Annotated in this window: 20 protein-coding genes; 15 read left to right on the top strand and 5 right to left on the bottom strand. The window is 66.6% G+C overall.

The genetic code is table 11. The features are described from left to right. The first annotated feature begins 3 nt into the window (after positions 1–3). Genes ACOABP_RS19330 through ACOABP_RS19350 form a run of 5 tightly spaced genes read left to right on the top strand, consistent with a single transcriptional unit; the run spans position 4 to position 5025 of the window. The gene (locus ACOABP_RS19330; protein WP_474229570.1) at positions 4–1179 is read left to right on the top strand and encodes a DegT/DnrJ/EryC1/StrS family aminotransferase; all 1176 of its coding nucleotides are present in this window, start codon (positions 4–6) and stop codon (positions 1177–1179) included. Beyond that, positions 1158–2150, top strand: coding sequence for a glycosyltransferase (locus ACOABP_RS19335; RefSeq protein WP_474229571.1), 993 nt, complete (start codon positions 1158–1160; stop codon positions 2148–2150). Before ACOABP_RS19330 ends, ACOABP_RS19335 begins: the two co-directional genes overlap by 22 nt. Beyond that, positions 2138–3064: a formyltransferase gene (locus ACOABP_RS19340; RefSeq protein ID WP_474229572.1), complete on the top strand. Its 927-nt coding sequence runs from the start codon at positions 2138–2140 to the stop codon at positions 3062–3064. Before ACOABP_RS19335 ends, ACOABP_RS19340 begins: the two co-directional genes overlap by 13 nt. A 10-nt stretch (positions 3065–3074) precedes the next feature. After that, on the top strand, positions 3075–4127 hold the full coding sequence (locus ACOABP_RS19345; protein WP_474229573.1) for a bifunctional UDP-4-keto-pentose/UDP-xylose synthase: 1053 nt from the start codon (positions 3075–3077) through the stop codon (positions 4125–4127). A gap of 7 nt (positions 4128–4134) precedes the next feature. Continuing rightward, positions 4135–5025 (top strand): polysaccharide deacetylase family protein, encoded by an 891-nt coding sequence (locus ACOABP_RS19350; RefSeq protein WP_474229574.1) that lies wholly within the window; start codon positions 4135–4137, stop codon positions 5023–5025. Between the two features lie 42 nt (positions 5026–5067). Here the strand turns inward: ACOABP_RS19350 and ACOABP_RS19355 are convergent, their stop codons facing one another. Further along, complete coding sequence (locus tag ACOABP_RS19355) at positions 5068–7446, bottom strand: heavy metal translocating P-type ATPase (RefSeq protein WP_474229576.1); 2379 nt, start codon at positions 7444–7446, stop codon at positions 5068–5070. Between the two features lie 139 nt (positions 7447–7585). Here ACOABP_RS19355 and czcI point away from each other — a divergent pair, with 139 nt between their 5' ends. The 4 genes from czcI (at position 7586) to ACOABP_RS19375 (ending at position 13747) form a co-directional block, all read left to right on the top strand. After that, positions 7586–7966, top strand: a complete 381-nt coding sequence (czcI, locus tag ACOABP_RS19360; protein WP_474229577.1) for a cation efflux protein, CzcI family — start codon at positions 7586–7588, stop codon at positions 7964–7966. A gap of 96 nt (positions 7967–8062) precedes the next feature. Next, complete coding sequence (locus tag ACOABP_RS19365) at positions 8063–9316, top strand: TolC family protein (RefSeq protein WP_474229579.1); 1254 nt, start codon at positions 8063–8065, stop codon at positions 9314–9316. Positions 9317–9340: 24 nt separating this feature from the next. Beyond that, positions 9341–10573 carry an efflux RND transporter periplasmic adaptor subunit gene (locus tag ACOABP_RS19370; RefSeq protein WP_474229580.1) on the top strand — a complete coding sequence of 411 codons (1233 nt, stop codon included), beginning with the start codon at positions 9341–9343 and terminating at the stop codon, positions 10571–10573. A gap of 12 nt (positions 10574–10585) precedes the next feature. Beyond that, entirely contained in the window at positions 10586–13747 is a 3162-nt protein-coding gene (locus ACOABP_RS19375; protein ID WP_474229581.1) for a CusA/CzcA family heavy metal efflux RND transporter, read from the top strand. A 51-nt stretch (positions 13748–13798) separates the two neighbouring features. Here ACOABP_RS19375 and ACOABP_RS19380 read toward each other — a convergent pair whose 3' ends face one another. From ACOABP_RS19380 to ACOABP_RS19390, 3 genes are read right to left on the bottom strand one after another with little or no spacing between them, the layout of a single operon-like run. Beyond that, a complete protein-coding gene (locus tag ACOABP_RS19380; protein WP_474229582.1) occupies positions 13799–14209 on the bottom strand; it encodes a VOC family protein in 411 nt (136 codons plus the stop codon). 46 nt (positions 14210–14255) lie between these two features. Beyond that, positions 14256–15692 carry a heavy metal sensor histidine kinase gene (locus tag ACOABP_RS19385; RefSeq protein WP_474230450.1) on the bottom strand — a complete coding sequence of 479 codons (1437 nt, stop codon included), beginning with the start codon at positions 15690–15692 and terminating at the stop codon, positions 14256–14258. 28 nt (positions 15693–15720) lie between these two features. Next, positions 15721–16398: a heavy metal response regulator transcription factor gene (locus ACOABP_RS19390; RefSeq protein WP_066737252.1), complete on the bottom strand. Its 678-nt coding sequence runs from the start codon at positions 16396–16398 to the stop codon at positions 15721–15723. Positions 16399–16614: 216 nt separating this feature from the next. Here ACOABP_RS19390 and ACOABP_RS19395 point away from each other — a divergent pair, with 216 nt between their 5' ends. The 5 genes from ACOABP_RS19395 to ACOABP_RS19415 all read left to right on the top strand — a co-directional run bounded on the left by ACOABP_RS19395 (position 16615) and on the right by ACOABP_RS19415 (position 20735). After that, positions 16615–17106, top strand: coding sequence for a hypothetical protein (locus ACOABP_RS19395; RefSeq protein ID WP_474229585.1), 492 nt, complete (start codon positions 16615–16617; stop codon positions 17104–17106). A 150-nt stretch (positions 17107–17256) separates the two neighbouring features. After that, complete coding sequence (locus ACOABP_RS19400; protein ID WP_474229586.1) at positions 17257–17592, top strand: hypothetical protein; 336 nt, start codon at positions 17257–17259, stop codon at positions 17590–17592. A 12-nt stretch (positions 17593–17604) separates the two neighbouring features. Then, on the top strand, positions 17605–19017 hold the full coding sequence (locus ACOABP_RS19405) for a TolC family protein (RefSeq protein WP_474229588.1): 1413 nt from the start codon (positions 17605–17607) through the stop codon (positions 19015–19017). A 2-nt stretch (positions 19018–19019) separates the two neighbouring features. After that, on the top strand, positions 19020–20333 hold the full coding sequence (locus ACOABP_RS19410; protein ID WP_474229590.1) for a multicopper oxidase family protein: 1314 nt from the start codon (positions 19020–19022) through the stop codon (positions 20331–20333). Positions 20334–20363: 30 nt separating this feature from the next. Continuing rightward, on the top strand, positions 20364–20735 hold the full coding sequence (locus ACOABP_RS19415; protein WP_474229592.1) for a copper-binding protein: 372 nt from the start codon (positions 20364–20366) through the stop codon (positions 20733–20735). Positions 20736–20771: 36 nt separating this feature from the next. Here the strand turns inward: ACOABP_RS19415 and ACOABP_RS19420 are convergent, their stop codons facing one another. Next, positions 20772–21077 carry an H-NS family nucleoid-associated regulatory protein gene (locus ACOABP_RS19420; protein ID WP_474229593.1) on the bottom strand — a complete coding sequence of 102 codons (306 nt, stop codon included), beginning with the start codon at positions 21075–21077 and terminating at the stop codon, positions 20772–20774. A gap of 340 nt (positions 21078–21417) precedes the next feature. On the opposite strand from ACOABP_RS19420, the gene ACOABP_RS19425 reads away from it, so the two are divergent. After that, positions 21418–21678 (top strand): copper resistance protein CopQ, encoded by a 261-nt coding sequence (locus tag ACOABP_RS19425; protein WP_474229594.1) that lies wholly within the window; start codon positions 21418–21420, stop codon positions 21676–21678. Positions 21679–21714 lie beyond the last annotated feature (36 nt).

A 21714-nucleotide genomic window follows, 5' to 3' on the forward strand; every position in this document is an offset into this window, starting at 1 on the left:
CCCATGACCGCTTCCGCTCCGCAGGATTTCCTGCCGTTCGTACGCCCCCAGATCGATGACGCCACCATTGCCGATGTGGGCAAGGTGCTCGCGTCAGGCTGGATCACGTCCGGCCCCAAGGTGCAGGCTTTCGAGGCCGCGCTGTCCGAACTGTTCGGCGGCCGCCCCGTGCGCACGTTTTCCAATGGCTCGGCCACGATGGAGATCGCACTGCGCATTGCCGATATCGGCCCGGGTGACGAAGTCATCACCACGCCGATCACCTGGGTGGCAACCGCCAATGTGGTGCTGACGGTAGGCGCCCGGCCGGTGTTCGTCGACATCGATCCGGTCACGCGCAATATCGACCTGGACGCGGTCGAGGCCGCCATCACGCCGCGCACGCGCGCCATCATGCCGGTGTACCTGTCCGGGCTGCCGGTCGACATGGATCGCCTCTATGCCATCGCGAAGCGCCATAACCTGCGCGTGATCGAAGACGCCGCGCAGGCCATCGACTCGCGCTGGCGCGGGCAGCGCATTGGCGCGTTTGGCGACCTGGTCAGCTTCAGCTTCCAGGCCAACAAGAACATCACCACCATCGAAGGTGGCTGCCTGGTGATGAATACGCCGGAAGAGGCACAGCGCGCCGAGCGCCTGCGCCTGCAGGGCGTGATCCGCACCGGGATGGACGGCATGGACGTCGAGGAGCCCGGCGGCAAGTTCAACCTGACCGACGTCAACGCGGCCATCGGCCTGGCGCAGCTGAAGCACCTCGACACCATTACCGCGCGCCGCGCGGAGCTGGCCGAGACCTATTTCCGCTGTGCGGCCGAGACCGGTCTGGCAGACCTGGGCATCGAACTGCCGGTGCCGCTGGACCCCACCGTGGCCACCACGAACTGGCACATGTTTCAGGTGGTGCTGCCCACCGACCGCCTGCGCGGCGGCCCGGCCGAGGCCCGCAAGCTCGTGATGGAAGCGATGCGCGAGCAAGGCGTGGGCACCGGCGTCCACTACCCGCCCGTCCACCTGTTTACCTATTTCCGCTCGCTCGGCTGGCGCGAGGGCATGCTGCCGCATGCCGAACGCATCGGCCGTGGCATCGTCACGCTGCCGCTGTTCCCCGCGATGCAGGCCGCCGACGTCGAGCGGGTCTGTGCAACTCTCAGCGAAACATGCAAACGTCTCTCTCACTAAGTCCTGTCGAGGTCTCGGTCGTCATCCCCGTCTACAACGAGGAAGGCGGGCTGCAGGCGCTGTTCGACCGCGTGTATCCGGCACTGGACGGCATGGGCGAATCGTACGAGGTCATCTTCGTCAACGATGGCAGCGTGGACCGGTCGCCCGCAATGCTGGCCGCCCAGTACCACAAGCGCCCCGACGTGACGCGCGTCATCCTGTTCAACGGCAACTTCGGGCAGCACATGGCCATCCTGGCCGGCTTCGAGCATACGCGCGGCCGGATCGTGATCACGCTGGACGCCGACCTGCAGAATCCGCCCGAGGAAATCCCGCGCCTGGTGGCCGAGATGCGCAAGGGCCACGATTACGTGGGCACCATCCGCCGCCAGCGCAATGACAGCGCCTGGCGCCGCTACGCGTCGCGCGCCATGAACCGCCTGCGCGAGAGGATCACCAAGATCAAGATGACGGACCAGGGCTGCATGCTGCGCGCCTATGACCGCAACATCATCGATACGATCAACGCGTGCCGCGAAGTCAACACCTTCATTCCGGCGCTGGCCTATACGTTCTCGTCCAACCCGGTCGAGATCGAGGTGGGCCACGAGCAACGCCATGCGGGTGAGTCGAAATACTCGCTGTACCAGCTGATCCGCCTGAATTTCGACCTGGTGACCGGTTTCTCGATCGTGCCGCTGCAGTGGTTCTCGGCCATCGGCACCATGCTGTCGATCACGTCGGCCGGCCTGTTCGTGGTGCTGCTTGTACGCCGCTTCATCTTCGGGTCGGAAGTCCAGGGTGTGTTCACGCTGTTCGCCTTCACGTTCTTCCTGATCGGCATCATGCTGTTCGGCATCGGCCTGCTGGGCGAGTACATCGGCCGGATCTACCAGGAAGTGCGCGACCGGCCCCGCTACCGCATCCAGGCGGTGCTGGAACGCGACCCGAAACAGGGCAGCAAGCCGGAGGTATCGTGCGCGCCGTAGTCTTTGCCTATCACAACGTTGGCGACCGCTGCCTGCGCGTGCTGCACGCGCAGGGCGTGGACGTGGCCCTTGTGGTGACCCACCGCGACCGGCCCGACGAGAACATCTGGTTCCAGCGCGTGGCCGACACCGCTGCCGAGCTGAACCTGTCGTTCCTGTACGCCGAGGATCCAACCGACCCGGCGCTGGCCGAAGCGGTACGCGCGGCACAGCCCGACGTGATCTTCTCGTTCTACTACCGCGCCATGATCCCGGCCGACGTACTGGCGATTGCGCCACACGGCGCGTTCAACATGCATGGATCGTTGCTGCCCAAGTATCGCGGCCGCGTGCCGGTGAACTGGGCGGTGCTGCACGGCGAGACCGAGACCGGTGCCACGTTGCACGCGATGGAGGCCAAGCCCGACGCCGGGTATATCGTCGACCAGACGGCCGTGCCGATCCTGCCCGACGACACGGCGGGCCAGGTCTTCGAGAAGGTCACCGTAGCGGCCGAGCAGACGCTCTGGCGCGCGCTGCCCGCCATGAAGGCCGGCCAGACACCCAAGCGGCCGAACCGCCTGGCCGATGGCAGCTATTTCTCCGGCCGCAAGCCCGAGGACGGCCGCATCGATTTCGGCCTGCCCGCATCTGCCGTTTACAATCTGATCCGTGCCGTGGCGCCGCCCTACCCCGGCGCGTTCACGGACATCGCCGGGCGCCGCTTTATCGTGGCCCAGGCACGCCGTCTTGAAGGCGGTGCAGTACCGGCGGGGCTGCGGCCCGGCCTGCACGTGCTGGACGGCCGTATCGTGGCCGTCTGTGGCGACGGCGGCGCGCTGCGCGTGCTGCAACTGCTGGAAGGCAGCAGTGCCGACCACGCGAGCCCGGTCTCCGTTACCGAATTCCAGAACATCATCCCTGCACAGTCTTGAAAGGAAACCGATGAAAAAGGTCCTGATTCTTGGCGTCAACGGCTTCATCGGCCACCACCTGACGCGCCGCATCCTGGAAACCACGCAGTGGGAGGTCTACGGCATGGACATGTCGTCGGACCGCCTGGGCGACCTGGTGAACCATCCGCGCATGCACTTCTCCGAGGGTGACATCACCATCAACAAGGAGTGGGTGGAGTACAACATCCGCAAGTGCGACGTGATCCTGCCGCTGGTGGCCATCGCCACGCCGGCCACCTACGTGCGCAACCCGCTGCGCGTGTTCGAGCTGGACTTCGAGGCCAACCTGCCGATCGTGCGTAGCGCCGTGAAGTACGGCAAGCACCTGGTGTTCCCGTCGACCTCCGAGGTCTACGGCATGTGCGCGGACGAGGAATTCGACCCCGAGGCCTCGCCGCTGATCTACGGCCCGATCAACAAGCCGCGCTGGATCTACGCCTGCTCCAAGCAGCTGATGGACCGCGTGATCCACGCCTACGGCATGGAACAGGGCCTGAACTACACGCTGTTCCGCCCGTTCAACTGGATCGGTGCCGGTCTGGACTCGATCTTCGAGTCGAAGGAAGGGTCGTCGCGCGTGGTGACGCAGTTCCTGGGCCATATCGTGCGCGGCGAGCCGATCAAGCTGGTGGATGGCGGCGAGCAGAAGCGTGCGTTTGCCGATATCTCGGACGGCATCTCGGCGCTGATGCAGATCATCGAGAACAAGGACGGTGTCGCCAGCGGCAAGATCTTCAATATCGGCAACCCGAAGAACATCCACTCGGTGCGCGAGCTGGCCGAGATGATGCTGAAGATGGCGGCCGATTACCCGGAATACGCCGAGGAAGCGCGCAAGACGCAGATCGTGGAGACGTCGTCGGGCGAGTTCTACGGCAAGGGCTACCAGGACGTACAGCACCGCGTGCCGAAGATCGACAACACCATCGACGAACTGGGCTGGAAGCCCGAGGTGACGATGGAGCAGGCACTGCGCCGCATCTTCGAGGCCTACCGCGACAAGGTGGTGGACGCCCGCACGCTGGTCGACGCCAACAACTGATCCCCGCATGGCCCGCATCGCCCTGAAAGTCGACGTCGATACGCTGCGCGGCACCCGTGAAGGAGTGCCCGCGCTGTTGTCGATGCTGTCTCCGCACCAGGCGGAAGCCACATTCCTGTTCAGCCTTGGCCCCGACCATACGGGCTGGGCGCTGCGCCGCGTGTTTCGCCCCGGCTTCCTGAAGAAGGTGTCGCGCACGTCGGTCGTGTCGAACTACGGCTTGCGCACGCTGATGTACGGCGTGCTGCTGCCGGGGCCCGATATCGGCCGCAAGGGTGCCGCGGAAATGCGCGCTGCGGCCGCCGCCGGGCACGAGTGCGGCATTCATACGTGGGACCACGTGTACTGGCAGGACAACGTACGCGGGCGCGATGCGGCCTGGACGCGGCGCCAGATGCAGCAGTCGTTCGAACGCTTCGCCGAGATTTTCGGCACGCCGCCCGCCACGCATGGCGCGGCGGGCTGGCAGATGAACGAGGAAGCGTTCCGCCAGATCGACGACTGGGGCATGACCTACGCTTCGGATGGCCGGGGCACGGCGCCCTATATCCCGACCGTGGCGGGCAAGCCGTGCCGCCACGTGCAGATGCCGACCACGCTGCCGACGCTCGACGAGTTGATCGGCGTGGGCGACCTGACCGAGGACAACGTCCACCACGCCGTGCTGAAGCTGACCGAAGGCGACGCCGACCACATCTTCACGCTGCATACCGAACTGGAAGGCGGCAAGCTGGCGCCGGTATTCCAGCGGCTGCTGGCCGGCTGGCGCGCCCAGGGGCACGATCTGGTATCGATGGCCACCTACTACCAGCACATCGACTGCACCGACCTGCCGCAACTGCCGGTCACCTGGGGAGAGATTCCCGGCCGCAGCGGCGAGCTGATCATCCAGCCGTAACCTGCCTCCGGGGTTGGCCCGGCCTTTCGGCCGGGCGCCTCGTCAGGCCATGCCCTTGCGCGTCAGGCGCAGCCCGTTGAACACCACCAGCAGGCTCGCGCCCATATCGGCGAACACCGCCATCCACATGGTGCCCATGCCCAGTACGGTCAGGGCCAGGAACACCACCTTGATGCCCAGCGCCAAGGTGATGTTCTGCTTGAGGATGGTCGACGTGCGGCGCGACAGCTGAACAAACGCCGGGATCTTGCGCAGGTCGTCATCCATCAGCGCCACATCGGCGGTCTCGATGGCCGTGTCCGTACCGGCCGCCCCCATCGCAAAGCCGATGTCGGCACGCGCCAGCGCGGGCGCGTCGTTGATGCCGTCACCCACCATGCCGACCTTGCCCGCATGCGTATGGGCCTGCCCCGTCAATGCGGCAATGGCGTCGGCCTTGTCCTGCGGCAACTGATTGCCACGCACTTCGTCAATCCCCACTGCCTCGCCGATAGCCTGCGCCGTATGCGGGTTGTCGCCCGACAGCATCAGCGTCTTCACGCCCAGCGCGTGGAGCTGTTCGATGGCCTGGCGGCTGGTCTCGCGCACCGTGTCGGCCACGCCGAACAGGGCCAGCGCACGGGCCGGTTGCCCGCCGTGTGGCATGGCCGCCAGCATCACGATGGTCTTGCCCTGCCGCTCGATGGCTTCGAGCCGTGCCTCCAGGGCCGGCGAGCATGCGCCCAGATCATGGATCAGCCGGTGATTGCCGAAGCTGTATGCCACGCCATCCACGGTACCGCGCACGCCCTGACCCGGCAGCGCCGCAAAATCCACGACTTCCAGCCGCGCCACACCATCGGCCTGGGCGGCAGCAGCCACCGCCAGCGATACCGGATGGTCTGACCGGCCCGCCAGGCTTGCGGCGATGGCGCGGGCCTGTGGCACCTCGTCGACGAGCAGCGCGATGTCGGTCTGCGCGGGCTTGCCGTGCGTCAGCGTGCCGGTCTTGTCCAGCGCGAGCCACGACAGATGCCGCCCCTGCTCCAGATAGACGCCGCCCTTGATCAGGATGCCGCGCCGGGCCGCAGCCGCCAGCCCGCTGACAATCGTCACCGGCGTGGAGATCACCAGCGCGCAGGGGCATGCAATCACCAGCAGCACCAGCGCCTTGTAGACCCATTCCAGCCATGCGCCGCCCAGAAGCAACGGCGGCACCACCGCCACGGCCAGGGCGATGGCAAAGACCACGGGTGTATAGATGCGCGCGAACTGGTCCACGAAACGCTGGGTCGGCGCGCGACTGCCCTGCGCGGCCTCCACGGCGTGGATGATGCGCGCCAGCGTGGAATCGGTGGCGGGCGCAGTCACCGTGTATTCGATTTCCCCCGACTGGTTGATCGAGCCAGCGTAGAGTGGATCGCCCTCCGACTTGTCCACGGGCACGCTTTCTCCGGTGATGGGTGCCTGGTCAAGCGCAGACTGGCCACGCAGCACGCGGCCGTCCAGCGCCACGCGCTCGCCGGGCCGCAGCCGCACCGTGGCGCCAACCGGCACGGCACGGGCTTCGACGGCCTGCCAGCTGCCATCGGCCTGCAGCACGGTGGCCTGCTCCGGCGCCATCGCCATCAGGCCTCGCACGGCATTGCGGGCGCGATCCAGCGAGGCCGCCTCGATGCGCTCGGCCAGTGCGAACAGCACCATCACCATCGCCGCTTCCGGCCACTGGCCGATCACCATGGCGCCCGTGACAGCAATGCTCATCAGCGCGTTGATGTTCAGGTTGCCGTTGCGCACCGCAATCCAGCCCTTGCGATACACGCCCAGACCAGAGATCAGCACGGCCGCCAGCGCCAGCGCCGCCGGCAGGTAGGGGGCGGCAATCTGGAACCACTCGGCCACTTCGGCGCCGATGGCCGCCACGCCGGCCAGGGCCAGCGGCCACCAGGGCTTGCCCGGCTCCACCGCGGCCGCCTTGGCGCCGTCTTCCGACAGCGGTTCGGCCTTCATGCCCAGTGTCGCAATGGCCTTGACGACGACATCTGCCGAATCGAGCGTGTGATGAACCGTCAACACGCGCCGCATCAGGTTGAAATCAAGTGCCGCCACGCCGGCAATATTGCCGATCTTGTTGCGGATCAGCGTTTCCTCGGTCGGGCAGTCCATCGCCTCGATCCGGTAAACCGCTGACCGCGTACCGGCGGGTGCGGCAACAGGCTTGCTGACGCCCACCGGAGCCTCGCAGGTCGTGCCACAGCCGCAGCTGGCCGGCGCCGGGCTGGGCGCATGGTTGTGGGCGTGATCGTGTCCATGCCCATCGTGCCCGTGCCCGTGCCCGTGCCCGTGGTCGTGGTCGTGGTCGTGGTCGTGAGTATGGTCGTGCCCGTGACCGCGGGCTGCCGCGCTTGGCGGCAGCAGGTTTTCAGGGGTGGTACGAGCCATGGCAGGAATCCGTTTGTGCGTTGTTGTCTGCTATTGAAGACCCTGTAGCCACTTCAAGGTCAAGCGTCAGGCGCAAAGACCCGACGATGACATCAACGTAATGTCCGCTGCCGAGCCTTGCGGCCTATAATCGCTGCCCATGCGCCGCCTGCTGCTCGTCTTCCTGTCGATCCTGCTGCCGCTCCAGTTCGCCTGGGCCGGCGCTGCGGCGTATTGCGCACACGAATCGGCAGACCAGCCGGCCGCGATGACCAGTCACTTCGGCCATCACACGCACGAGCACGGCACCGACGCGCACAAGGCTGGCAAAACTGCCGGCAAGGGCGCTGCCAAGGCGGTCAACCTGCCCGATGGCGACTGCACAGCCTGCCACTTCCCCGGATCACACGGCGTCTTCGCCGAGTTCCGCTTGCCCGGTGACTATCGCTACGTCACCCTGCGCTATGCGCCGCACCAGTACGCGTTCGGCTCCATTCCCGCTTCCGTCCCAGATCGTCCCCAGTGGCCGCGCCTCGCCTAGCCGGCGGGACGCACCCCTGACCCTGTCATCCCGATACCGCTGAGCGGTGTCGCCTCGCGTCTCGCCGATTTTCTCCTGCCTGATCTGGTGAATTCGATGAGAAGCCTTTTATTGCCGCTGGGGCTGGCGGCCGTGTTGTGCAGCCCATTCTTCACGCCCGGTGCGTCCGCGCAGGACGCCATGCCCGGCGTCCAGGAGCCGCCCGGCGCCCTGACCCTTGACGCCGCACTGGCCCTGGCGACGTCGCAAAACCCGACGCTATCCGCCGCCAGGATCGAAGTCGATGCCTCCGAAGGTGGCATCACCCAGGCCCGCGTGATCCCGAATCCCGAAGTCTCGGTGCAGATGGAAGACACGCGCCAGGCAACGCGCGCCACCACCGCACAGATGAACCTGCCGGTGGAGCTCGGCGGAAAACGCGGCGCCCGCATCAGGGCCGCGCAGCGTGCACGCGACGTGGCCCAGGCCCAGTTGGGCGCCGCGCAGGCCGATCTGCGCGCCACAGTGATCGGTGCCTTCTTCAACGTGCTGATTGCCCAGGAACGCATCAGGCTGGCTGCCGGCTCGGTCGATATCGCCCGGCGCGGTGCCCAGGCGGCGGCCCGCCGTGTGGCGGCCGGCAAGATCTCGCCGGTCGAGGAAACCAAGGCACAGGTGGAACTTGCCAATGCCGAACTGGAGCGCGCCGAAGCCGATGCCGGGCTGGTGGCCGCCCGCCAGACCCTGGCAACGCTGTGGGGCAATCCGTCACCGCGCTTTTCCGAAGCCGACGGCAAGCTGGACAACCTGCCGGCGCGCCCTGCGTCCACCCTGCTGCGGCAGTCGCTGGACAACGCGCCCGTGCTGCTGGCCAGCGAACGCGAGCTGGACCGCCGCCAGGCCGAAATCAACGTGCAGCGCAGCCGACAGTACCCGGACGTGACGCTCAGCGTGGGCGCCAAGCGAGACAACGGCGCCCCCGAGCGCGGCACGTTCCCCGTGCTGGGTATCGCCATTCCGCTGCCGCTGTTCGATCGCAACCAGGGCAACCTCTACACGGCAATCCGCCAGGCCGACAAGGCCGCCGACGAACTGCGCGCCACACGGCTGCGGCTGGATCACGACCTGCAGCAGGCATCCAGCCAGCTGAACGTGTCGCGCACATCGGCGCTGACGCTGCGCGAAACCGTCCTGCCCGCCGCCGAGCGCGCATTCCAGGCAGCCACGCAGGGTTTCGAAGCCGGCAAATTCAACTATCTCGATGTGCTGGATGCACAGCGCACGCTGTTCCAGGCCCGCATCCGCTATCTCGGCGTCGTCGCCAGCAGCTGGCAGGCCACCACCACGATCGATCGCATTCTTGGCCGCTGACGCGCCAACGCAAGGAACACCGTCATGACATTGACTCGCAAACAAGGCGTGGCGATTGCCGCCATCGTGATTGTCGGCCTGATTGCCGCGCTGGCGCTCCTGCTGGCTGGCCGCGGCGACGGCCACAGCCATGAAGGAGAAGCCGAAACCGCGCATGCCGCGCCAGCTTCTGGCGCTTCGGCCACCGAAAGCGACCACGCTGATCACGCCGACCACGCCGACGAAGGCGCTGGCCGGATCGCCATGACACCCGAACAGATCCGCAACGCCAACCTGTCGGTCGCCACCGCAGGCCCGGGCAGGATCCGCAGCGCCGTGGAGTTTCCCGGCGAAATCAGGTTCAACGAAGACCGCACCGCGCACGTGGTGCCGCGCGTGGCCGGCGTCGCCGAATCTGTGGTGGCAAACCTGGGCCAGCGCGTAAAGAAAGGCGACCTGCTGGCTGTCTTTGCCAGCACCCAGCTGTCCGACCAGCGCAGCGAACTGCTGGCCGCCCAGCGCCGGCTGGAACTGGCCCGCACCACTTACGCACGCGAAAAGAAGCTCTGGGAAGACAAGGTATCGGCGGAGCAGGATTTTCTGGCCGCCCGCACCGCACTGCAGGAAGCCGAAATCGCGGCGCAGAACGCGCGCCAGAAGCTGACCGCGATTGGCGCCACGACGTCGGCCCGGGCGATCAACCAGTTCGAACTGCGCGCGCCATTCGACGGCATCGTGGTGGAAAAGCATCTCGCACTTGGCGAGGCCGTGGCGGCCGAAACGGCGGTCTTCACGATTTCGGACCTGAACACGGTGTGGGCCGAATTCGTGATCGCGGCCAAGGACCTGGGCCACGTCAGGCTGGGCGAGGCCGTCCGCGTCACGTCGGCCGCCTTCGACGGCACAGCCGAGGGCAAGATCTCGTACGTGGGCGCCCTGCTCGGCCAGCAGACTCGCACGGCCACGGCGCGTGTGACACTGCCCAACCCGCAGATGGCCTGGCGGCCGGGGCTCTTTGTCACGGTCAGCGTTGCCACCGGCGAGAGCGACGCCGCCGTGGTCATCGACAGCGAAGCACTGCAGACCGACGGCGACCGCCAGCAGGTGTACGTGGAGGTTCCAGGCGGCTTTGCCGCGCGCCCGGTCAAGACGGGCCGCACCGACGGCAAGCGCATTGAAATCGTCGACGGCCTGGCGCCCGGCACCCGCTATGTGTCCGCGAACAGCTTTGTGCTGAAGGCGGAACAGGGCAAGGCCGGCGCCGAGCACGCGCACTGACGGGAGCCCACCATGTTCGAACGTATCCTCCGGTTCGCCATTGCGCAGCGGTGGCTGGTCATGCTGGGCGTGCTCGCCATGGCCGGGCTGGGCGTCTACAACTACAGCCGCCTGCCGATCGATGCCGTCCCCGACATCACCAACGTGCAGGTCCAGATCAATACGGCGGCACCCGGGTATTCGCCGCTGGAAGCCGAGCAGCGCGTCACCTATCCGCTGGAGACAGCGATGTCCGGGCTGCCGGGCCTGGAGCAGACGCGATCGCTGTCGCGCTACGGCCTGTCGCAGATCACCGTGATCTTCAAGGACGGCACCGACATCTATTTTGCGCGGCAGCTGGTCAACCAGCGCATGCAGGAAGCCCGCGAGCACCTGCCGTCCGGCATATCGCCGCAGATGGGACCGATTTCCACCGGCCTTGGCGAGATCTACCTGTGGACGGTGGAAGCCGACCCCGGCGCGCGCAAGCCTGACGGCATGCCATACACGCCGACGGACCTGCGCGAGATTCAGGACTGGATCATCAAGCCGCAGCTTCGCACCGTTCCGGGCGTGACCGAGATCAACTCGATTGGCGGTTTCGCCAAGGAATACCTGGTGGCACCCAGCCCCGAGAAGATGGCGTCCTACGGTCTGTCGCTGCAGGACGTGGTGCAGGCGCTGGAGCGCAACAACGGCAACGTCGGCGCGGGCTATATCGAGCGGCGCGGCGAGCAGTACCTGGTGCGGGCGCCCGGCCAGGTGAAGTCGATCGACGATATCCGCGAAGTGATCGTCGGCACGGCACAGGGCCAGCCGATCCGTGTGCGCGACCTGGCCGATGTGGGGCTGGGCCGCGAACTGCGCACCGGGGCCGCGACGGACAACGGCCGCGAAGTGGTGCTGGGCACGGTGTTCATGCTGATCGGCGAGAACAGCCGGGCCGTCTCGCGCGCCGTGGACATGCGCATGGCCGCCATCAACAAGTCGCTGCCCGCCGGGGTGAAGGCCGTCACGGTCTACGACCGCACGACGCTGGTGGACAAGGCCATCGCCACGGTCAAGAAGAACCTGCTCGAAGGTGCCGTGCTGGTGATTGCCGTGCTGTTCCTGTTCCTGGGCAACCTGCGGGCGGCGCTCATCACGGCGATGGTGATCCCGTTGTCGATGCTGTTCACGTTCACCGGCATGGTCACCTATCGGATCAGCGCCAACCTGATGAGCCTGGGCGCGCTGGATTTCGGCATCATCGTCGACGGTGCAGTGGTGATCGTCGAAAACTGCGTGAGGCGCCTGGCCCATGCGCGCGAGCGGCTGGGCCGGTCCCTGACGCGCGCGGAGCGCTTCGACGAAGTGTTCGCCGCGGCCCGCGAGGCCCGGCGCCCGCTGGTGTTCGGCCAGCTCATCATCATGATCGTCTACGTGCCGATCTTTGCGCTGACTGGCGTGGAAGGCAAGATGTTCCATCCGATGGCGATGACGGTGGTGGTGGCGCTGCTGGGCGCGCTGATCCTGTCGGTAACCTTCGTGCCGGCCGCCGTGGCGCTGTTTATCGGCGACCGCGTGGCCGAGAAGGAAAACCGCATCATGGGCTGGGCGCGGCGCTGGTACGAACCCGCCCTCAGGCACGCGCTGGGCAATACACCGGTGGTGCTGACGGCTGCAGTGGTAGCCATCGTGCTCAGCGGCCTGCTGGCCACGCGGCTTGGCAGCGAGTTCATCCCCAACCTGAACGAAGGCGATTTCTCGGTACAGGCGCTGCGCATTCCGGGCACGAGCCTGACGCAGTCGGTGGCAATGCAGCAGCAGATCGAAGCCCGTCTCAAGGCGAAATTTCCCGAAATCGAGCGCGTTTTCTCGCGCACCGGCACGGCCGAGATTGCTTCCGATCCGATGCCACCCAATGCGTCGGACGCCTACATCATGCTGAAACCGCGCGACAAGTGGCCGGACCCGGGCCGTTCGCGCGATTCGCTGCGCGCGGCGATGGAGGCGGAACTGGAGACCATTCCGGGCAACCGCTACGAGTTTTCCCAGCCGATCCAGCTGCGCTTCAACGAACTGATCTCCGGCGTACGCAGCGATGTGGCGGTCAAGCTGTTTGGCGACGACAACGCGGTGCTGGACGCCACGGCGCAGAAGATCGCCCAGGTGCTCCAGTCGGTGCCAGGCGCCACGGAAGTCAAGGTGGAGCAGACTACCGGCCTGCCCGTGCTGACCGTCGACGTGGATCGCGCCCGCGCCGCGCGCTACGGCCTGAACATGATCGACGTGCAGGACACCGTGGCGATTGCCATCGGCGGCCGCGACGCAGGGGTGTTCTACCAGGGCGACCGTCGTTTCAATATCGGCGTGCGGCTGCCCGAAGGCATCCGTTCCGACGTGGACGCACTGCGGCGCCTGCCGATTCCGTTGCCCCGAGGCGCCAATGCTGGCACTAGCTACATCCCGCTTGGCGAAATTGCTACGCTCGACGTATCGCCGGGCCCGAACCAGGTATCGCGTGAAAATGGCAAGCGCCGCATTGTGATCAGCGCCAATGTACGAGGTCGCGATGTGGGCGGCTTCGTGCCCGAAGCCATGTCGGCCATCGAATCGAGGGTGCAGATTCCAGCCGGCTACTGGATCGCCTGGGGCGGCACGTTCGAGCAGTTGCAGTCCGCCACCGCGCGGTTGCAGATCGTGGTACCACTGGCACTGCTGCTGGTCTTCGTGTTGCTGTTTGTGATGTTCGGAAATGTACGAGATGGCTTGCTGGTGTTCACCGGCATTCCATTTGCGCTGACGGGCGGCGTGCTGGCGCTGTGGCTGCGCGGGATCCCGCTATCGATCTCGGCGGCGGTGGGTTTTATTGCGCTGTCCGGGGTGGCCGTGCTCAACGGGCTGGTCATGCTGTCGTTTATCCGCGGCCTGCGCGAGCAAGGCGAATCGCTCGATGACGCGGTATTCCACGGGGCTTTGACGCGTTTGCGTCCGGTGCTGATGACGGCGCTGGTGGCTTCGCTCGGGTTCGTGCCGATGGCTATCGCCACCGGAACTGGCGCCGAAGTGCAGCGGCCGCTGGCGACCGTGGTAATTGGCGGGATCCTGTCGTCGACGGCGCTGACGCTGCTGGTACTGCCGGTGTTGTACCGGTGGGCGCACGGACGCCGGACGGAACCCGAGGCCGGGCTGGCTGGTTCCGTCCCGCGCTGAAGCCACCGGGCCGCTCCTGATTGCAAGAGCGGCCCGGGGCCCAGTGCAACCTCAATGCTCGCAGTTCACCATCCAGGTCATCTTGAACTTGTCGACCACCATGCCGAAGCCTTCGGCCCAGAAGGTCTTCTGGTACGGCATGATGACCTGGCCGCCTTCGGAGAGCGCTTCGAAAATGCGCTTGCCTTCGGCGTTCGGCACATAGCCCACGGACAGCATGAACCCCGAAAACGCCGGGGTCTGCCCTTCGCGGCCGTCGGACGCCATGATCTGGCTATCGCCGATCTGGATGTTGGCGTGCATGACCTTTTCGGCCCATGCCGCTGACGGCGGCTCGCCGCCACCCGGCGGCGTGTCCTTGTAGCGCATCAGGAAGGTCACTTTTGCGCCCATCACCTTGCCATAGAATTCCATGGCCTCGTCGAAGCGCCCGCCAAAGTCTAGATACGGTTGCACCTGCATGTCGGTCTCCTGTTGGGTGCGCGGACGGATAGTCCGCGCGGCGCCATTATGCGCCTGCCCTACTGACAGAATTGTCAGGAAACTCGAGTTCGAACCGTGTCTGTTCCTCCACGCTGGTCACCGACACACTGCCGCCGTGCAGCCGCATGATCGTGTCGACAATCGCCAATCCGAGCCCGGTGGATCCGGACGAGTTGCGGCGCGACGGATCGGCCCGATAGAAGCGGCCGAACAGGTGCGGCAACGCGTCGGCTTCGATGGCTGGGCCACCGTTGGTCACGCTGATCGATGTCGTATCCGCGCCATTGCGCTCCACAACCATACGCACCGCACTGCCCACCGGCGCGTGCCGCAACGCGTTGTCCAGCAGATTGATAATGGCGCGGCGCAACAACGTCTGGTCTGCCACGACCGTGGCATGGCCCGACACCATCACGGTCAGGTTCCGGTCGGCGGCCACGGCTTCGAAATATTCCGCCACCTTGTCGAGTTCGGCACGCGCATCGAGCGGGCGGGCGCCCAGCGCCACCTGCGCGTTGTCCGCCCGCGCCAGGAACAGCATGTTCTCGATCATGCGAGACAGCCGCTCGTATTCCTCAAGGTTCGATTCGAGCACGGCCTCGTATTCTGCCGGCGTCCGGCGCTGGGCCAGCGTCACCTGTGTTTGCCCCACCAGATTGCTGATGGGTGTGCGGAAATCGTGCGCCAGATCGGCCGAAAACTGGGACAGGCGCGTGAAACTGTCCTGCAATCGCGCCAGCATGCCGTTCAGCGCACCGGCCAGCGCGCGCAATTCTTCCGGCGCACCGCCCACATCGAGCCGCGTCGCCAGGCGGCTGGTAGTCACCGCCGCCGCATCGCTTGCCATGCGCCGTAGCATGCGCAGGCCGCGTCGGGCCAGCACGAAGCCGAGGGCCGCCGCAACAATCGCGCCGCACAACACCGCACCCAGCAACTCGCCCCGGTACTCGCGCATCAGCGCCACCCGGTAACCCGCGTCGCTAAGCACGATGATTTCGACGGTGCGGCCGGTGTCGCCAATCTGGCCCAGGGCCGCCATGCCGCGCGACGGCACGCCATTGCGCGGATGCCAGGTCTGCAGTTGCGACTTGTCCGGTGCGGTGGCAAGCGGCAGCACGCGCAGCGGCGGCAGGGTTTCGTTATGGGGATTCAGCGAGATCAGCGGATCGCCTCCGGCGGTGCGCACCACAAGGATCAGCCCCTCGTGTCCCATCGCAATATCCGCAAAACGGTGTGTGTCGGTGCGGATCTCGGTCTCGTCGGCCACCTCGCGCAACAGGTGGCGCACCAGCAGGACTTCGCCAACCAGTTCGGTTTCGTCGCGCGACTGCAACTGGCTGCCCAACGCGCTGGACAGGTAGGTGGCCACCCCGACCAGGATCGCTGCCGTGGTCAGGCCATAGGCCAGGGCCAGCCGCGTGGTCAGCGATGCCGGCATCCACGCGTTCAGCGCACGGCGCATGCGCACCAGCCGCCTCATGCTTCGGCGCTCACGCGTCTTCAGTTTCATCGAGCACGTAGCCCATGCCACGGCGCGTATGGATCAGTTTCTTCGGGAACGGGTCGTCCACCTTGGCGCGTAGCCGGCGAATCGAGACATCCACCACGTTGGTATTGCTGTCGAAGTTCATGTCCCACACCTGCGACGCGATCAGCGAGCGCGACAGCACCTCGCCGCGGCGCCGCGCCAGCAGTTGCAGCAGCGCAAATTCCTTCGACGTCAGGTCGATCTTCTGGCCGGCGCGGCTGACGCGGCGGCGAATCGTGTCGATCTGCAGGTCCGCCACCTCCATGAATTCGCTCTCGCGCAGCGGCCCCCGGCGCAGGATGGTGCGGATGCGCGCCACCAGTTCGGCAAACGCGAACGGCTTGACCATATAGTCGTCGGCACCCAGTTCCAGGCCCTTGAGCCGATCCGACAACTCGTCGCGTGCCGTCAGGCACAGCACCGGGGTGTCCTTGTCGCGTCGCAGTTCGCGCAATACCTGCCAGCCGTCAATGCCCGGCAGCATCACGTCCAGGACGATCAGGTCGTAGTGTTGCTCGCGGGCGTGGGACAGTCCGTCCACGCCGTCGCGCGCCAGGTCAGCCACGAAGCCGGACTCCGTCAGGCCCTTGAGCAGGTAGTCGCCCGCCTTCGGTTCGTCTTCGACAATCAGGATACGCATGGAGATTCACTTCCGGGCCCGGTCAAACCGCCGGCGCCCCCTTTTCGGTTTATTGCAGAACCTAGACACTATCCGAGGTTAGACGCATTTTGTGGAACATTGCAGGAATGTCATCGTCATTCGGCGAAATCCTGCCACCAAACACAGTACAATGCCGCCTGCCCTGATTGTGGCAGCCTGCCGCGCCCCTGTCCGGGCAGGTCTATTCAATTTCTGATGAAACGTCTGTTCGCCAGCTTCCTGTTGTGTCTTGCCATGTTCGCGTTGCCCATCCAGGGCGCCGCGGCGGCAGTCATGATGATCTGCAGCGTGACGGAAGCAGCGGGCCTGTCGATGCCGGAACGCCATGCCGCGATCAAGGCGGAGGCTGAAGCCGAGGCGGTGATGGTGATGGACCACGCCGGACAGATGGGCCAGATGGACCACGCGCACTGCCACCAGACGGGCGCCAGCGACAATGGCGACATGCCGGTCTGGCACGACGCCCAGCCTGCCGGCGCCACGCCTGACCAGCCGACCGACCATTCGCACCATGCCGCCGGCCATTGCAGCGCGTGTGGTGCCTGCGCAGCCAGCGCCATGCTGCTGCCCGAAATCCCGCTGGTGGCATTGCAGCACCGCCGCCATGCCCTGCCGCTGACCACCCCGGCCAGCTTCGCCAGCCAACTCCCCCTGCCCGCCGACCGGCCGCCTGCCCGTCGCTGCTGACACCCGAGGTGCGTCCTTCGCACGCTCGTCCCCGCGCCTGAACAGGCGCTGATGGCGCGGTCGCCTGAAAACGCCGCGCCGCCTCACCTACGCATATCCCTGCCGCACGGCCTGAGCGCCGCGTGCGGCGGAATCATTCAAGAGGTTGTCATGCCCGTCGTGCGTACTGTCGCCGTGGCGTGGCTGCTGATGTTGGTCCCGGCCCTGGCCGTGGCACAGGCATCGGCGCCCGCCACCGTTCCAGCCGATCCCATGAACGCCGCCGCACCGGTGCCGGCCATGCCGGACATCGCGCCAATGGCCGGCTATGTCCCCTACCAGAGCCCCAAGGTCTCACCCTGGCGCCAGTCGAACGCCGACGTCACGCCGGGGGCCAAGGCGGCAGCCGACCCTCACGCGGGGCATCGCATGCCGCAGGGCGCCGCCGCCCCGGCATCGGCCCCGGCTGCCGGTCATGACAGCCATGCCGGCCATCATGCCCACTGACGGAGGCCTGCAATGATGAATGCCTTCTTCAAGCGCGCCGCCGTCCCGCTGGCTGCAGCGGTACTGCTGGCAGGATGTACGGGCTTTGCCCCCGACGGTGGATTCGGCCCCGTTGCCGACACCACGCGCGACAGGCTGGGCAAGGACGCCGTCTGGGCGCGCAGCGATGCCGACCGCAGTGCCCTGCGCGACCGCACGCGCGAACTGCTGGCGAAGCCGCTGGACGCCGACGCCACGATCCAGGTCGCGCTACTCAACAATGCCGGGCTGCAAGCCCAGTACGCCGACCTGGGCATTGCCGAGGCCGACTACGTGCAGGCCACGCGCCTGCCGAACCCCGGCTTCTCGTTCAGCCGCAAGACCTCGGGCGACGAACTCAAGATCGACCGCGCCGTCACTATCGGGTTCATGAACCTGCTGGCGCTGCCGTTTGCCGCCCGCATCGAGGAAAGCCGCTTCGCCCAGACGCGCCTGGCCGTGGCCGATGCCACGCTGCGCCGCGCCGAAGCCGCCCGGCGCGCCTGGGTGCAGGCCGTTGCTGCCGAACAGGCCGCACGATACGCGGAACAGGTGCGCCGCGCCGCCGAAACCGGGGCGCTGTTCGCCCGTGACCTGGCCCGCGCGGGCAACGTCAGCGCACTCGACCATGCGCGCGAGCAGGCCTTCTATGCCGATGCCGCTGCACAACTCGCACGCGCCCGCGAACGGGCGCTGTCGGCACGCGAACAGCTGACGCGCGAACTGGGCCTGTGGGGAGGCGATATCGCCTACACGCTGCCGGATCGCCTGCCCGACCTGCCCAAGGCCCGGCCGGCCATGCAGGACCTGGAGGGCTACGCGATTTCGCAGCGCCTGGACCTGCAGGCAAGCCGCCTGCAGCTGGACAGCCTGTCGCGCTCGCTGGGCCTGACGCGCGCCACGCGCTTTATCAGCGTGCTGGACGTCAGCTATATCCACAATTCGGAAACCAGCCGGCCGCGCGAAACGGGCTACGGCATCGACATCGAGGTGCCGCTGTTCGACTGGGGCGGCGCCCGCGTGGCCCGGGCCGAAGCGGTCTACATGCAGGCGGCGTCGCGGCTGGCCGAGCAGGCCATCAACGCCCGATCCATGGTGCGCGAGACCTATGCCGGCTACCAGGCGCGCTACGACATCGCCCTGCACTACCGCGATGAAGTGGTGCCGCTGCGCAAGCGCATCGTCGACGAAAGCCTGCTGCGCTACAACGGCATGCTGATCAGCGTCTTCGAACTGCTGTCCGATGCACGCGAGCAGGTCAACGCCGTCAATGGCTACCTGGATGCCCAACGCGACTTCTGGCTGGCCGATTCCGACCTGCGCGGCACGCTGGGCGGCCGCCTGCCGGCCACCCCATCCGTCGCCACCTCCGCCACCCCTTCGGCCGCACCCTCACAACGACAATGACAATGGTTTCCCGACGCAATTTCCTGGGGCAGTCCGCCGCCGCCATGCTCGGTACGGCGATGGTGTCGCGCGCTGGCGCGGCGGCCTTGCCCGAGGCACCGCTGCAGACCAGCGCCACGACCCAGCCGCCACTTGCACCCGCCAGCGGCCGCCCTTACCAGCCGGTGGTTACGCTCAACGGCTGGACCCTGCCCTGGCGCATGCGCAACGGCTGGAAGGAATTCCACCTGGTGGCCGAGCCGGTCGAGCGCGAGATGGCGCCCGGCATGACCGCGCACCTGTGGGGCTACAACGGCCAGAGTCCGGGGCCCACCATCGAATGCGTGGAAGGCGACCGTGTACGCATCTTCGTCACCAACAAGTTGCCGGAACACACCACCGTGCACTGGCACGGCGTACTGCTGCCGGCCGGCATGGACGGCGTGGGCGGGCTCTCGCAACCGCACATCCCGCCGGGCAAGACGTTTGTCTACGAGTTCGAGATGCGCCACGCGGGCACCTTCATGTACCACCCGCATTCCGACGAGATGGTGCAGATGGCGATGGGCATGATGGGCTTTATCGTCGTACATCCGCGCGATGCCGCTGCACAACGCGTGGACCGCGACTTCGTGTTCCTGATTGCCGCGTACGACATCGACCCCGGCTCCTACACGCCGCGCGTGGCCGAGATGACCAACTTCAACATGTGGACGTGGAACAGCCGCGTGTTTCCCGGCATCGACGTGCTGCCCGTGCGTCTGGGCGACCGCGTGCGCATCCGCATGGGCAACCTGACCATGACCAACCATCCGATCCATCTGCACGGCCACCGGTTCGAGGTGACGGGGACCGATGGCGGTTGGGTGCCGCCATCCGCGCGCTGGCCCGAGGTGACCACCGATGTCGCGGTGGGCCAGATGCGCGCCATCGAGTTCGTGGCCGACAACCCCGGCGACTGGGCCTTTCACTGTCACAAGTCGCACCACACGATGAATGCCATGGGCCACAACCTGCCGACCATGATTGGCGTGAAGCAGAAGGACCTGACCAGCGGCATGAATGCGCTGGTGCCCGACTACATGCCGATGGGCCAGGCGGGCATGGCCGACATGGGCAGCATGGAAATGCCGTTGCCCGAGAACACGCTGCCGATGATGAGTGGACAGGGGCCGTTCGGCCCCATCGAAATGGGCGGCATGTTCACCACGCTCAAGGTGCGCGCGGGCATGGCCGCCAATGACTACCGCGATCCAGGCTGGTATCGGCATCCCAAGGGCACGGTTGCCTTCGAGTACACCGAACCCGTGGCGCCTGCACCGCGCCGGCCGCGATAACCGCATCCACCCTATTCCCAAAGGACAGACATGAAACACACGATGACACGGACGATGAAGCAGACGCAGGCAGCCGTCGCGCTGCTGGCCCTGATAGCCCTGATGGCCGGGGCATCCCCGGCACTGATGGCGGCCACGCCCGAGGCATCCGGGCCAGCCGCCACGGCACAGGCACCGTTACCCGAAGTGGAAGGCGAAATCCGCAAGGTCGATGCACAGGCCGGCAAGCTGACGATCCGTCACGGGCCGATCGGCAACCTCGACATGGGCGCAATGACGATGATTTTTCGTGTGAAGGACCCGGCGATGCTGACGCAGGTGCAGGCGGGCGACAAGGTGCGATTCACCGTCGACCGTATCGACGGACTGCTGACGGTCACCTCGCTGGCCGTCGGGCAGTAAGCGGGCGGCCCGCGCAACGCGGGCGCTCGGCGCGCCTTACTCGACGCGGAAGAAGTCGATCGACTGGCCGGCGTTGACGGCCCGCTGCAGCCAGTCGGGATATTCGCCGTTGCCGTCCCAGGTCTGCCCCATCGCGTTGCGATACAGCACGCGCGGTGCGGCATTGCTGGCCACGGGCGCTTCGGTTTCGGGGACGGACGGCGCCGCATTGGCACCGTCTTCGGTGTCGGCATCGGTAAAGCAGCCTGCTTCGACGAGATGGTCGAACGTCAGGCCATGGTGATCCATCTGCTCGCGGATCCATGCCACCGCGGCTTGTTTGGCTGCATCAGACTCGGACATGACTTATCGTGCGCGCCCGCCACCTTGCGGGCGGGCTGGAGAATTCGAAGGGGGGATCGGTCCGGGCAGGAAATCCGGCGGACCAGCACGGATTCTACAGGGTGTTGGGCTGGCACCCGCGGAATCCGCCGATTACCGCCGGAATGTTGCATTCGTTGCGGCACTTTCAGGTAGTGCACGCGGATACGCGCGGCTTGCGCGAGCGAATGACGAATCTGTCATGCGTTGGTCATGTTGGCGTGGCTGCAGCACTCATAGACTGCAATCCAAGGTCGCATGACGGCCGGTACAAACCACCGAATCACCGAACTGCCTCCATCCTCGTATCCAAGGAGTCCACATGCTCAAGAAAGCCCTGCTCTACACCGCCCTGGCCACCACGCTGGCCGGCGCCGCCACGATGGTCAACGCCGCCCCGCGCAGCGCCGATCCGTTCACTGACGGCGCTCGTGTGACCAACCGTGACGGCCAGGTCGAACGCGTTGGCGCCCGCGACGTCTACACCGACGGCGCCCGCGACGTGCGCGATGCGCGCAACCCGTTCAGCGACGGTGCGCATGATGTGCGCGACGCCCGCAGCCCGTTCACCGATGGTGCCTGATCCACGCTATGGCCCGCTCGGGCCAGATCCGGGCTG

This window comes from Cupriavidus sp. HE11, assembly GCF_056097175.1.